We start from the raw sequence: 12,121 nt of genomic DNA on the forward strand, positions 1-12,121 counted from the left end.
AGCCCGGCAAAGGGTGGCTGGAGTGAGCAACTGAACACGCGATAACCCGTTAGAAGGTTATTTGATTAGTTTTGCCTTCGGGCAGTTTCCATTAGCGATTTCGAGAGACGGATGAACATCACCACCTTTGCCAAACGCCTGTGCCTTCTAGTCCCGCTGCTTCTCTCACCTGCCGCGTTCGCGGTCGAGATGATGCCGTCGCCACCGCAACTGGCCGCCAAGGCCTACGTGCTCATGGACGCCAGCAGCGGCAACGTGCTGGTCGAAAACAATGGTGACCAGCGTCTGCCGCCAGCCAGCCTGACCAAGCTGATGACCGCGTACATTGCGACGCTGGAAATCCGTCGTGGCCAGATCGGCGAAAACGATCCGGTGACCGTCAGCGAGAACGCCTGGCGTACCGGCGGTTCGCGGATGTTCATCAAGGTCGGTTCGCAAGTGACTGTCAGCGACCTGCTGCACGGCATCATCATCCAGTCCGGCAACGACGCCAGTGTTGCGCTCTCCGAGCACATCGCCGGCAGCGAAGACGCCTTCGCCGACATGATGAACAAAACCGTCGGCGACCTGGGCATGACCAACAGCCACTTCATGAACCCGACCGGTTTGCCGAACCCAGAGCACTATTCGTCGGCTCACGACATGGCCGTGCTGGCTCGCGCGATCATCCACGAAGACCCGGCTCACTATGCGATCTACTCGCAGAAAGAGTTCTTCTGGAACGGCATCAAGCAACCTAACCGCAACCTGCTGCTGTGGCGCGACAAGACCGTCGACGGTCTGAAAACCGGTCACACCGACGAAGCGGGCTACTGCATGGTGTCCTCGGCCGTACGTGATGGCATGCGTCTGATCGCCGTGGTGTTCGGCACCAACAGCGAAGTGGCTCGCGCCGCCGAGACCCAGAAGCTGCTGACCTACGGTTTCCGCTTCTTCGAAACCCAAACCTTCTATCAGAAAGGCGCCGAGCTGGCTCAGGCTCCTGTCTGGAAGGGCGCCACCAATCAGGTCAAGGCCGGTCTGGCTGAAGACCTGACCATGACCCTGCCAAAAGGCCAGCTGAAAAAGCTCGCCGCCAGCATGACCATGAACCCGCAACTGGTTGCGCCAATCGCCAAGGGCGACGTGATTGGCAAGGTCGAAGTCAAACTGGACGACAAGGTAGTGCACAGCGCCGACCTGATCGCTCTGGACGGCGTCGAAGAGGGTGGTATCTTCCGTCGCATGTGGGATAGCATCCGTCTATTCTTCTACGGCTTGTTCAACTGATAGTGTGCTCCTGCAAGGCCCCGTGCTGATCCGGCGCGGGGCTTTGCCGTCGCCACGGCTTACGCTTACGAGGCCGTTACGCCATGACCGATACCGAAGTAAAGGCGCCTAAGATCGAATTCCCTGCCACCGATTACCCGGTTAAGGTGATCAGTGACACGGGTGTGGGCAACAAGGACAAGATCATCGACATCGTCCGCAAGCACGCCACGATCAACGATGAGCGTGTGGACGAGCGTCAAAGCAGCAACGGCAAATACACCACTATTCAGTTGCACATCGTCGCGACCGACCAGGATCAGCTGTACAACATCAACAGCGAACTGCGGGCTACCGGTTTCGTGCACATGGTGCTGTGATGTCCGGCACGCTGGGCTTTCGCGAGCTCGGCCAGATGGCTTACGAGCCGGTCTGGCATGCCATGCAACGCTTCACCAACGAACGCGGCAGCGATGCGCCCGACGAGATCTGGCTGGTCGAACACCCGCCGGTCTTCACTCAGGGGCAGGCCGGCAAGGCCGAGCACTTGTTGCTGCCGGGAGATATCCCGGTGGTGCAGGTAGATCGCGGTGGCCAGGTGACGTATCACGGGCCCGGGCAACTGGTGGCCTATCTGTTGCTGGACGTGCGCAAGCTGGGTTTCGGCGTACGCGACCTGGTGAGCCGGATGGAGTCTTGCCTGATCGAGCTGCTCGCCAGTTACGGCGTGACCGCTGCGGCCAAGCCGGATGCACCGGGTGTTTATGTCGACGGTGCGAAAATCGCTTCCCTGGGTCTGCGGATCCGCCACGGTTGTTCCTTTCATGGCCTGGCCCTGAACGTGGACATGAACCTGGAACCGTTTCGACGGATTAATCCCTGCGGCTACGCCGGGCTGGCGATGACCCAGCTGAGCGACCATGCAGGATCGATTGAATTTGCCGAGGTAAGTGCCCGGCTGCGCGCGCAGCTCGTCAAACACCTCGACTATGCTGAGCAGACGACCCTAACGGGCGGAATCGACTGATATGACTACTGATGCAGTGCAAACCATGATCCCGACGCTGGATGTCACCGAGCGTCCGGCCCCGCGTGCCAAGGTTGAAGCCGGCGTTAAGCTGCGCGGCGCCGAGAAGGTTGCACGCATCCCGGTAAAGATCATTCCGACCACTGAGCTGCCGAAAAAGCCTGACTGGATTCGCGTACGCATCCCGGTGTCTCCGGAAGTCGACCGCATCAAGGCCTTGTTGCGCAAACACAAGCTGCACAGCGTGTGCGAAGAAGCCTCCTGCCCGAACCTGGGCGAGTGCTTCTCCGGTGGCACCGCGACCTTCATGATCATGGGTGACATCTGCACCCGTCGCTGCCCGTTCTGCGACGTGGGTCACGGTCGTCCGAAGCCACTGGACGTCAACGAGCCGGAAAGCCTGGCCATCGCTATCGCCGACTTGAAACTCAAATACGTCGTGATCACCTCGGTAGACCGCGACGACCTGCGTGACGGCGGTGCCCAGCACTTTGCCGACTGCATCCGCGAAATCCGCAAGCTGTCGCCGAACGTACAGCTCGAAACCCTGGTTCCGGACTACCGTGGCCGCATGGACATCGCGCTGCAAATCACCGCTGCCGAGCCGCCGGATGTGTTCAACCACAACCTGGAAACCGTGCCGCGCCTGTACAAGGCTGCGCGTCCGGGTTCGGACTACCAGTGGTCGCTGACCCTGCTGCAACGCTTCAAGCAAATGATGCCGCACATTCCGACCAAGTCCGGCCTGATGCTGGGTCTGGGCGAGACCGACGAAGAAGTCATCGAAGTCATGAAGCGCATGCGCGAGCACGACATCGACATGCTGACCCTGGGCCAGTACCTGCAGCCATCGCGCAGTCACTTGCCGGTACAGCGTTTCGTGCACCCGGACACCTTCGCCTGGTTCGCCGAGGAAGGTTACAAAATGGGCTTCAAGAACGTCGCTTCCGGTCCGCTGGTTCGCTCCTCGTACCACGCCGACGAGCAGGCGAAGCTGGTCAAGGCCGAGCTGATGTCGTCCTGATAGCGAATGATCGCATTCCCCTGTAGGAGCTGCCGCGGGCTGCGATCTTTTGATCTTGTTTTTAAAACCATCAAAAGATCGCAGCCTCGTTGCACTCGACAGCTCCTACAGGGCTCGTGGTCAATCGTGGGAGATTCAAGGTGACCGCTCGACCGATCCACACCCTCTGTCCTCATGCTCCGGTTCCGGCGTTGCCGTCGGAAGGGCTGATCGCTGTTATTGCACCTGCCGGGCCTGCACCGCTGGACACCGACAAAGCCGTGCAATGGATGCGCGCCCGTGGCTATTCACTGAAGATTTTTCCTGGCGTCTACGAGAAGGACGGTTACCTGGCCGGCAGCGATGAGGTGCGGCTCAATGACCTGCACGCGGCGTTCGCCGATGACGAAGTCGACGCCATCATTTGCCTGCGTGGGGGATACGGTACGCCGAGGTTGCTTGATCGCATTGATTTCGAATTGCTGCGCAACAACGCCAAGCCGTTCATCGGCTACAGCGACATCACTGCGCTGCATCTGGCGATCAGTCGTTATGCCGGCTTCGTGACGTTCCATGGGCCGTTGCTCAATGCCGACCTGCTGGGAGACAGGCAAAAGCCCACCGAGCCTTCATTTTTCAACATACTGCGCGGGCAGGTTAAGGCGGGCAGCGTGATGGCGCATCCCGTGGCCTATCCATTGACGACGATCGAGCCGGGCATCGCCCATGGGCGTTTGCTGGGCGGCAATCTGTCGATGATCGCTGCGACCATGGGTACGCCTTATGAAATCGATGCCGAGGGCGTCATTCTCTTCATTGAGGACATCAACGAGCCGCTATACCGCATCGACCGGATGCTGACGCACCTGCGGCTGGCCGGCGTTTTGGGCAAGTTGCGCGGCGTGCTGGTTGGGGATGTGGCGGGCGTTGAGGTGCCGACGCTGGAACGGTTGCTCAAGCAGACGTTCGAGCCTTTGCAGATCCCGGTGTTGTCGGGGTGGCGCAGCGGGCATTGTGATCCGAATCTGACGCTGCCGATGGGGGCGTTGGTCAGGCTGGATGCGGGGAACAAGGAGTTGGTGTTGGAGCAGGATGTGGTGGTCAGGAAGTCATAAATACTACGAAAAGATCGCTGCCTGCGGCAGCTCCTACAGGTGTACACAAACCTTGTAGGAGCTGCCGAAGGCTGCGATCTTTTGCTTTTAGCGGTTACGCAAACCTTCCAGCAACTTGTGCGTCGGATACCCATCCGCCGGCCAGCCAAACGACTGCTGTGCACTACGGATCGCCTTGCGCGTATTGGCGCCGATGATGCCGTCCGCTGTACCCGCGTCGTAGTTCTGGGCGCTCAGCAGGTTTTGCAGTTCGATTCGCTCGGTGCGGCTCAGCGGCAGATCATCTTTGGGCCACGTGCCACTGATCAGCCCCGCGCCATTGAAGCGCTCGGACAACAGGCTCACTCCCAAGGCATAGGACGACGAGTTGTTGTACTTGAGGATCGCACGGAAGTTATCGAGGACCAGGAAGGCCGGGCCTCGATAGCCTGCCGGCAACAGCAGCGCCGCGGACAATTGCTCTGACCCTGCCGGGACCTGGCCACCGTTTGGCAGCGTAACTCCCAGTTGCCGCCACTCGGCGACACTCTTGCGAATCGTGCCATCGGCCAGCACGTAATTGAAGCCGCTCGGAAGCTGGACTTCAAAGCCCCATGGTTGGCCTCTCTGCCAGCCAGAGCTCTGCAGGTAATGCGCGGTCGAGGCCAGTGCGTCAGCCGAACTGCCCCAGATATCGCGACGGCCATCGCCATCGAAATCCACGGCGTGGGTGTTGTAGGTGGTCGGGATGAACTGGGTCTGGCCCATGGCGCCGGCCCAGGAACCGAGCATTTTCTCGGGTTCGATATCACCCTGTTGCAGGATTTGCAGTGCGGCGATCAATTGCGCGTGGGCAAAACCAGGGCGCCGGCCCTCGTAGGCCAGGGTTGCCAGGGAATTGATCACCGACTTGCTGCCCTGGAACTGACCGAAGTTACTCTCCATGCCCCACACGGCCACCAGCGCCTGACGATCGACGCCATAACGCTGTTCGATGCTTTGCAGAACGCCGGCATATTGCTCGACCAGTGCCTGGCCTTTGCGAACCCGCAGCGGTGACAGGGCGCCATCGAGGTATTCCCACACCGGTTTTGCGAATTCCGGCTGGCTGCGATCGGCACGAATCACACTGGGGTCGAAGCTGACATTGGCGAAAGCGCGATCGAACAGATCGGCGCGGATACCGGCGGCCAGGGCATCCTTGCGGAAACCCGCCTGCCATTCGGCGAAGGTCTGGGTTGGCTGGATGTCGAGGTTTTCACCGTTCGGAACCACAGGCGGAATGACCGCTGGGGCGGTGGCGACGGGGAGGGATTGAAGCGGCTGGGCGTCGGCGGCGGTGGGTTTTTCCGCGCAGGCGACTAGCAAAACGAGGCTGGAGGCAGCAATCAATTGGCGTAGGTGCCAACGACGGGAAAGACAAAAGGGCATGCACGGGTCCAGGAAATACGGATCAGGTACAGACCTTAACATGTTGAGCGGATGCTTGCCTTTCAGGCCGCCAGAAAGTAAGAAGCCTCCCAGCTATTAGACTGGAAGGCTTCGCGGCGGTAGCTGCCTTTGCCCTTGCCGGCTCGTTCCTGACGGCTGCGGAACAGTGGCTGGGCGATGATGGATTTGGCCTTGTTGGGGCCGTGTTTGGACGGCTTTTTGCTCATGGTGATGTCTCTCGATTGAGTGGGTTTTGCGGGGGCAATAATCTGCCGAAGTCGGGGTTCTGTCTATAGGGCGGATGGATGTGGGTTTTGTAGGAAGGAAGATCAAAAGATCGCAGTCTGCGGCAGCTCCTACATGAGAAAGCGATCTCTTGTAGGAGCTGCCGCAGGCTGCGATCTTTGATTTTATTCGGCAGGCAACGACAATCTCTGACCAGCCATCAACAACGTCAATCGACTCAAGCTCATCCACGGCGAACCGGCAGCCTGGCCTTTGATCTGCGCGTCGATGCGCTGTGCTTCGAGCAGCAACTGCGCCCAGCGTTGCGCCGAGTAGCGTTGCAGAGCCTTGCTCATCAGTGGTTTGCGCTTGTCCCAAACCGGTGGCTTGGCCTGGCTGAAGGCCTTGTCCAGCGGTGTGCCCTGACTGTATTGCAGGGAAATATTGGCCAGCAGTCGCAGCTCCCGGGCCAGCGCCCAGAGAATTACCGGTGGCTCGACGCCTTCACCGCGCAGCCCTTCGAGCATGCGTAGCGCGTGGGCGGCTTCGCCGTTGAGAATCGCATCGGTCAACCCGAAGACATCGAAACGCGCACTGTCGGCCACCGCAGCCTGCACGGTTTCGACGGTGATCTGTCCGCCCTCGGCCATCAGTTTGAGCTTTTCGATTTCCTGGGCGGCGGCCAGCAGGTTGCCCTCGACTCGCGCAGCGATCAGCTCGACGGCGTCCTGGCTGGCAGAAAGCCCGGCCTGGGACAGACGCTGGCGGATCCAGCTCGGCAGCTGGTTGGCATCCACCGGCCAGATCTGCACGAACTGAGTCTGTTGGCCTTCGACCAGCGCCTTGCCCCACTTGGTTTTCTGCGCGCTGCCATCGAGCTTCGGCAGGCTGATCAGCAACAGCGTGTCTTCGGCCGGTCGCGAGCAGTACTCGATGAGGGCTGCAGCACCTTTGTCACCCGGCTTGCCGGAAGGCAGGCGCAGTTCCAGAAGACGCTTTTCGGCAAACAGCGACATGCTGGCGCCGGCCTGAAGCAACGTACCCCAGTCGAAACTGGCATCGGCGGCGAAGACCTGGCGTTCGTCGAAACCCTGTTGGCGGGCGGCGGTGCGGATTGCGTCAGCGGCTTCCTGACACAGCAACGGGTCGTCGCCGCTGATCACATAGACCGGCGCGAGGGCACCTTGCAGGTGTTTGGCGAGTTGGGCGGGAGCGAGCTTCATAAGAAAGGGCGAACGGGGCGCCTGAGCGCCCCGTAAGTCTTACTGCTGCGGCAGTTCGATAGGCGACTGACGCGGGGTTTCCGCTTCAGCTTTCTGCGCCGCTTCCAGAGCAGCAGCTTCGGCCTTGGCCCTGGCTTCGGCGGTCTGTTGCAATTGGGCCAACTGGGTCGGCGTGAGCTGCTGCAGGCGCAGCATCATGCGTTGTACCAGCTCGCGACGCATTTCCTTGCGCGCATCGGCGGCTTCCTGATCGGAACCCACCAGGTTGTTGCCGTCGTGGATGAAGACCTTCTGTACTTCGAGCTTATCGTCGATCAGCGAGAGGTTGCCCTGGCTGAGGATGTTGTAGCTGAGCACGGTGTTCAACTGATACTCGCCCGTACGACCGGCACCGGCGTAGCTGAGGATGCGCTGGGTTTCCTGCTCGTCGGTCAGCACCAGTTTGTACGGTGCGCCGGTGTAGACCTTGACGCCGCTGCTATCGAGTACCTGACGCAGTTGGGTCACGGTTTCGCCGTAGGCGTTGCGTGCACTGAGGTCCAGTTCCTTGATCGCCAGTTCGGTAGTGCCGGTGCCGCGCAGCTGGAAACCGCAGGCGCTCAGCAGAACCGCGAGGCCCATTACCAGCAAATTGCGTTTGATCATTGTGTTGCTCCCCTTGAAACCATGTGGGCCGATCATGCGGCCCGAAAGGTTTTACTTGGCGCCAGGCGAACCTGACGCCCGATCCAATTAGCTGGCGACGATGTTGACCAGTTTCCCGGGCACCACGATCACTTTACGAATAGTCAGGCCATCGACGAAGCGCAACACGTTTTCGTTGGCGCGTGCGGCGGCTTCGACTTCTTCGCGTGTCGCGCTGGCCGGCATTTCGATCTGGCCGCGCAGCTTGCCGTTGACCTGGATGACCAGCGTCAGGCTGTCCTGCACCAGTGCGCTGTCGTCCTGTACCGGCCAACTGGCGTCGATCACCGCATCAGCATGGCCCAGTTGGTTCCACAGCTCATGGCTGATGTGCGGCGTGATCGGAGCCAGCAGCAGGGTCACGGTTTCCAGACCTTCGTGAATCAGTGCGCGATCCTGTTCGGTGGCTTGCGCGGCTTTTTCCAGCACATTCATCAGCGTCATCACCTGGGCGATGGCGGTGTTGAATTTGTGGTTCTGGCCGACGTCCTGGCTGGCCTGCTTGATGGCCAGGTGGATCGAGCGACGAACAGCTTTTTGCTCGTCATTCAGGCTGGCGACGTCCAGTTTGCCCGGCAGGCCTTGAGTGACGTGTGCCTGGGCCAGACGCCAGACGCGCTTGAGGAAGCGGTGCGAACCTTCAACGCCGGAGTCGGACCATTCCGCGCTCATGTCCGGTGGCGAGGCGAACATCATGAACAGGCGGCAGGTGTCTGCGCCGAACTGATCGATCATCGACTGTGGGTCGACGCCGTTATTCTTCGACTTGGCCATCTTCTCGGTGCCGCCGATTTCCACTGGCAAACCGTCGGATTTCAGTTTGGCGCTGATGACCTTGGCTTTGCTGTCACGCTCAAGCTCGACGTCCGCCGGGTTGAACCAGGTGTAGGCGCCATTTGCTTCGCGACGATAGTAAGTTTCGGCGATCACCATGCCCTGGGTCAGCAGGTTCTTGAACGGCTCGTTGGAGCTCACCAGGCCTTCGTCGCGCATCAGCTTGTGGAAGAAGCGCGCGTAGAGCAGGTGAAGAATCGCGTGTTCGATACCGCCGATGTACTGATCCACCGGCAACCAGTGGTCGGCCGCCGATTTTTCCACCAGACCGCCTTCATACTGCGGCGAGGCGTAGCGAGCGTAGTACCAGGAGGACTCGACGAAGGTGTCCATGGTGTCGGTTTCACGCTTGGCAGGCTGGCCGCATTTCGGGCAGCTGCACTCGTAGAACTCGGGCATGCGCGCCAGTGGCGAACCGGCGCCGTCCGGCACCACATCTTCCGGCAGTACGACGGGCAGTTGATCTTCCGGCACCGGTACGTCACCGCAAGTGGCGCAGTGGATGATCGGGATCGGGCAGCCCCAGTAGCGCTGGCGGCTGATGCCCCAGTCGCGCAGGCGGAACTGGGTGCGCGACGCGCCCAGTGCTTTCTTGATCAGGGCGACTTCGATGGCGTCGAAGGCGCCGGCAAAGTCGAGACCATCGAACTCGCCGGAATTGATCAGTGTGCCGTGCTCGCCGTAGGCGTCTTGCCACGGGGCCGGATTGGTGTCACCGGAACTGGTGCGCACCACGGATTTGACCGGCAGGTTGTACTTGTGGGCGAATTCGAAGTCGCGTTCATCGTGAGCCGGAACCGCCATCACCGCGCCATCGCCGTAGTGCATCAGCACATAGTTGGCGACCCAGACCGGCAGTTTTTCGCCAGTCAATGGGTGTTCCACGAACAGACCGGTCGGCAGGCCTTTTTTCTCTTGAGTGGCGACGTCGGCTTCAGCCACGCTGCCACCTTTGCATTCAGCGATGAACGCTTGCAGCTCAGGGTTGTTCTGCGCGGCCAGGGTAGCCAGGTGGTGTTCGGCGGCTACGGCGACATAAGTCGCGCCCATCAGGGTGTCCGGACGGGTGGTGAAGACTTTCAGTGTGCCGGTTTCGCCGATGGAGTCGACGCTGTACGGGAACTGCACTTCCATGCCGCGGGATTTGCCGATCCAGTTGCGCTGCATGGTCTTGACCTGTTCAGGCCAGCCCGGCAGTTCGTCGAGACTCTCCAGCAGCTCATCCGCGTAGGCGGTGATCTTGAAGTAGTACATCGGGATTTCGCGCTTTTCGATCAGCGCGCCGGAACGCCAGCCGCGACCGTCGATCACCTGTTCGTTGGCCAGAACGGTCTGGTCGATCGGGTCCCAGTTCACGGTGCCGCTTTTCTTGTAGATCACACCTTTTTCGAACAGGCGAGTGAACAGCCATTGTTCCCAGCGGTAGTAATCAGGCTTGCAGGTGGTCACTTCGCGCGACCAGTCCACCGCCAGGCCCAGGCTGCGCAGCTGGGTTTTCATGTAGGCGATGTTTTCGTAGGTCCACTTGGCGGGCGCTACGTTGTTCTTCATCGCGGCGTTTTCCGCCGGCATGCCGAAGGCGTCCCAACCCATGGGTTGCAGGACGTTCTTGCCTTGCATGCGCTGGTAGCGGGAGATCACGTCGCCGATGGTGTAGTTGCGCACGTGCCCCATGTGTAGCTTGCCGCTGGGGTAAGGGAACATCGACAGGCAGTAGTAAGTCTCCTTGCCTGGCTGTTCACTGACTTCAAAGGACTTTTGCTCGTCCCAGAACGACTGGGCGGCGGCTTCGATTTCACGGGGCTGATATTGTTCGTGCATGGCTACTTTTGAACTGAATAGGGGTGGCCTAATCCTCTTCAATGCAACGCTGGACGATGAATGCGCCAATTCGGCGTTTCGGTGCCCAGTCGAGCTGGAAGTGGAGTTACAGGAAGCGCCGTAGCATACATGACCGCACTCTACCGAGGGAAACCCTGATTGCTGCCGCGCGTCTCGCGAAAACCGCTGCGAGGGCCGTTGGTCGCGGCGTCCAGCCGGTTTGTTCATGGAAGCTAAGCTCTAACTGGGGAGTAGGTCTTATCTTCCAATGAGGTGAGGGATGGTTGATTCACAGCAAAAAGCTACAAAACCGGAGCTGTACGAAAGACTGATCGATCGTCTGGGCATGGCCCTGGAAGCGGCAAAAACCGCTGGCCGGCTGCGCGATGAACGTCCGCTGGAGCTGGAATTGCGTGGCCTGAGCCCCGCAGAGTTTGCCCTGGTCAAGGCGTATCTGGATCGCAGTGAACGTGAGACACACGGATGCTTGTCCGAAGCAGTGAAGCAACTCGACGCACCACGTTCAGCCAAGATTATCTGGCTCAAGGACAAGGTCCCCGGCAGAGACGCGGTAAAGGTCCGGTCTTTGCAGTTCAAGTAAGGGCACAGAGCCATGCTCCATGATTTTTTGAAGCATAGTCCTTCCGTATTTATTGTCGCATTGCGTCAATCCACTTAGGCTTCGGGCATCTCAGGGAGATGCTCGATGCCTTTTCGTTATTTCGTGAAACAACTTCTACTGCCGCCCGGCATTTTATTGCTGCTGCTTTTGCTCGCGTGGTGGCTGCGCCGCTCAAGGCCGAGGCTTGCCGGCGTGTGCTTTGCGCTGGGGTTCGGCGGCTTTTGGCTGATGAGTCTGCCAATTGTCGTGCAATGGAGCGCCGAACTTCTGGAGCGTGAACCGCCGCTGGCGCTTGATGAGTGGGCGACGTTGGCGCAACACGCTGATGCGATTGTATTGCTGGGCTCTGGGCGTGAGCGCGGCGATCCGGCGTGGGGAGCCGATCAGCCGACCGGAGTTGGTCTGGAGCGTCAGCGCTATGCGGCCCGCCTGGCCAAAGCCTCGGGTTTGCCGATTCTGACCACTGGCGGCCTGCATTACGGCACGCCGCCCACCGAGGCACAGCTGATGGCTGACTCGTTGCGCGATGATTTCGGCGTGGCCGTACGTTGGCAGGAAGGCGAAAGCCGTACCACTTGGGAAAATGCACAGTTGAGTGCCAAGGTGCTACTGCCCGAAGGAATCAAGCGCGTGGTGCTCGTGACGCAAGCCTGGCACATGCCGCGAGCCGTCTGGAGTTTCCAGAAGGTCGGGTTTGAGGTGGTGCCGGCGCCGATGGGGTTTCTTGGTGTAGACAATGCCCGGCCACTGGGAGGCTGGTTGCCGGAGTTCAAGTCGATCTGGCAGAGCGGGCAATTGATGAATGAGGCGGTGGGGCAGATCGGGTATTCGCTTTTCTACCGCTGAAAATCGACAAGATCGCAGCCTCGTTTCACTCGATAGCTCCTACAGAGTTCGTAATCCCCTGTA

The 12,121-nt window shown here is 60.1% G+C and carries 12 protein-coding genes; 7 read left to right on the top strand and 5 right to left on the bottom strand.

The genetic code is table 11. The features are described from left to right. Nucleotides 1-111 precede the first annotated feature (111 nt). The 5 genes from ACW9JC_RS13340 (at nt 112) to ACW9JC_RS13360 (ending at nt 4,393) form a co-directional block, all read left to right on the top strand. Nucleotides 112-1,269, top strand: coding sequence for a D-alanyl-D-alanine carboxypeptidase family protein (locus ACW9JC_RS13340; RefSeq protein ID WP_034148128.1), 1,158 nt, complete (start codon nt 112-114; stop codon nt 1,267-1,269). An 83-nt stretch (nt 1,270-1,352) separates the two neighbouring features. Next, a complete protein-coding gene (locus ACW9JC_RS13345) occupies nt 1,353-1,628 on the top strand; it encodes a DUF493 domain-containing protein (RefSeq protein WP_338583298.1) in 276 nt (91 codons plus the stop codon). Continuing rightward, a complete protein-coding gene (gene lipB / locus ACW9JC_RS13350; protein WP_150701599.1) occupies nt 1,628-2,275 on the top strand; it encodes a lipoyl(octanoyl) transferase LipB in 648 nt (215 codons plus the stop codon). Before ACW9JC_RS13345 ends, lipB begins: the two co-directional genes overlap by 1 nt. A gap of 1 nt (nt 2,276) precedes the next feature. Next, the gene (lipA, locus tag ACW9JC_RS13355; protein WP_416130164.1) at nt 2,277-3,299 is read left to right on the top strand and encodes a lipoyl synthase; all 1,023 of its coding nucleotides are present in this window, start codon (nt 2,277-2,279) and stop codon (nt 3,297-3,299) included. Between the two features lie 140 nt (nt 3,300-3,439). After that, nucleotides 3,440-4,393: a S66 peptidase family protein gene (locus ACW9JC_RS13360; protein ID WP_457455289.1), complete on the top strand. Its 954-nt coding sequence runs from the start codon at nt 3,440-3,442 to the stop codon at nt 4,391-4,393. An 87-nt stretch (nt 4,394-4,480) separates the two neighbouring features. On the opposite strand, the gene ACW9JC_RS13365 is transcribed toward ACW9JC_RS13360, so the two are convergent. The 5 genes from ACW9JC_RS13365 to leuS all read right to left on the bottom strand — a co-directional run bounded on the left by ACW9JC_RS13365 (nt 4,481) and on the right by leuS (nt 10,590). Further along, entirely contained in the window at nt 4,481-5,803 is a 1,323-nt protein-coding gene (locus tag ACW9JC_RS13365; protein WP_338583293.1) for a lytic murein transglycosylase, read from the bottom strand. A 62-nt stretch (nt 5,804-5,865) separates the two neighbouring features. Continuing rightward, nucleotides 5,866-6,030 carry an alternative ribosome rescue factor ArfA gene (arfA, locus tag ACW9JC_RS13370; RefSeq protein ID WP_003176285.1) on the bottom strand — a complete coding sequence of 55 codons (165 nt, stop codon included), beginning with the start codon at nt 6,028-6,030 and terminating at the stop codon, nt 5,866-5,868. Between the two features lie 183 nt (nt 6,031-6,213). Then, entirely contained in the window at nt 6,214-7,251 is a 1,038-nt protein-coding gene (gene holA / locus ACW9JC_RS13375) for a DNA polymerase III subunit delta (RefSeq protein WP_338583291.1), read from the bottom strand. A gap of 39 nt (nt 7,252-7,290) precedes the next feature. Further along, nucleotides 7,291-7,896, bottom strand: a complete 606-nt coding sequence (locus ACW9JC_RS13380) for an LPS-assembly lipoprotein LptE (protein WP_338583289.1) — start codon at nt 7,894-7,896, stop codon at nt 7,291-7,293. An 87-nt stretch (nt 7,897-7,983) separates the two neighbouring features. Beyond that, the gene (gene leuS / locus ACW9JC_RS13385; RefSeq protein ID WP_457455290.1) at nt 7,984-10,590 is read right to left on the bottom strand and encodes a leucine--tRNA ligase; all 2,607 of its coding nucleotides are present in this window, start codon (nt 10,588-10,590) and stop codon (nt 7,984-7,986) included. Between the two features lie 280 nt (nt 10,591-10,870). On the opposite strand from leuS, the gene ACW9JC_RS13390 reads away from it, so the two are divergent. Together ACW9JC_RS13390 and ACW9JC_RS13395 are read left to right on the top strand one after the other, a co-directional pair. After that, a complete protein-coding gene (locus ACW9JC_RS13390) occupies nt 10,871-11,191 on the top strand; it encodes a hypothetical protein (protein ID WP_175387925.1) in 321 nt (106 codons plus the stop codon). Between the two features lie 105 nt (nt 11,192-11,296). Then, nucleotides 11,297-12,058 (top strand): YdcF family protein, encoded by a 762-nt coding sequence (locus ACW9JC_RS13395; protein WP_448109434.1) that lies wholly within the window; start codon nt 11,297-11,299, stop codon nt 12,056-12,058. The last annotated feature ends 63 nt before the right edge of the window (nt 12,059-12,121 follow it).

Source organism: Pseudomonas sp. SDO5591_S426 (genome assembly GCF_054070755.1).

Bases quoted from the DNA above. Each gene is read 5' to 3' on its own strand.
- ACW9JC_RS13395 (WP_448109434.1), top strand. From the start codon at position 11,297: ATGCCTTTTCGTTATTTCGTGAAACAACTTCTACTGCCGCCCGGCATT.
- arfA (WP_003176285.1), bottom strand. From the start codon at position 6,030: ATGAGCAAAAAGCCGTCCAAACACGGCCCCAACAAGGCCAAATCCATC.
- ACW9JC_RS13365 (WP_338583293.1), bottom strand. From the start codon at position 5,803: ATGCCCTTTTGTCTTTCCCGTCGTTGGCACCTACGCCAATTGATTGCT.
- holA (WP_338583291.1), bottom strand. From the start codon at position 7,251: ATGAAGCTCGCTCCCGCCCAACTCGCCAAACACCTGCAAGGTGCCCTC.
- leuS (WP_457455290.1), bottom strand. From the start codon at position 10,590: ATGCACGAACAATATCAGCCCCGTGAAATCGAAGCCGCCGCCCAGTCG.
- ACW9JC_RS13380 (WP_338583289.1), bottom strand. From the start codon at position 7,896: ATGATCAAACGCAATTTGCTGGTAATGGGCCTCGCGGTTCTGCTGAGC.
- lipA (WP_416130164.1), top strand. From the start codon at position 2,277: ATGACTACTGATGCAGTGCAAACCATGATCCCGACGCTGGATGTCACC.
- ACW9JC_RS13390 (WP_175387925.1), top strand. From the start codon at position 10,871: ATGGTTGATTCACAGCAAAAAGCTACAAAACCGGAGCTGTACGAAAGA.
- ACW9JC_RS13340 (WP_034148128.1), top strand. From the start codon at position 112: ATGAACATCACCACCTTTGCCAAACGCCTGTGCCTTCTAGTCCCGCTG.
- ACW9JC_RS13345 (WP_338583298.1), top strand. From the start codon at position 1,353: ATGACCGATACCGAAGTAAAGGCGCCTAAGATCGAATTCCCTGCCACC.
- lipB (WP_150701599.1), top strand. From the start codon at position 1,628: ATGTCCGGCACGCTGGGCTTTCGCGAGCTCGGCCAGATGGCTTACGAG.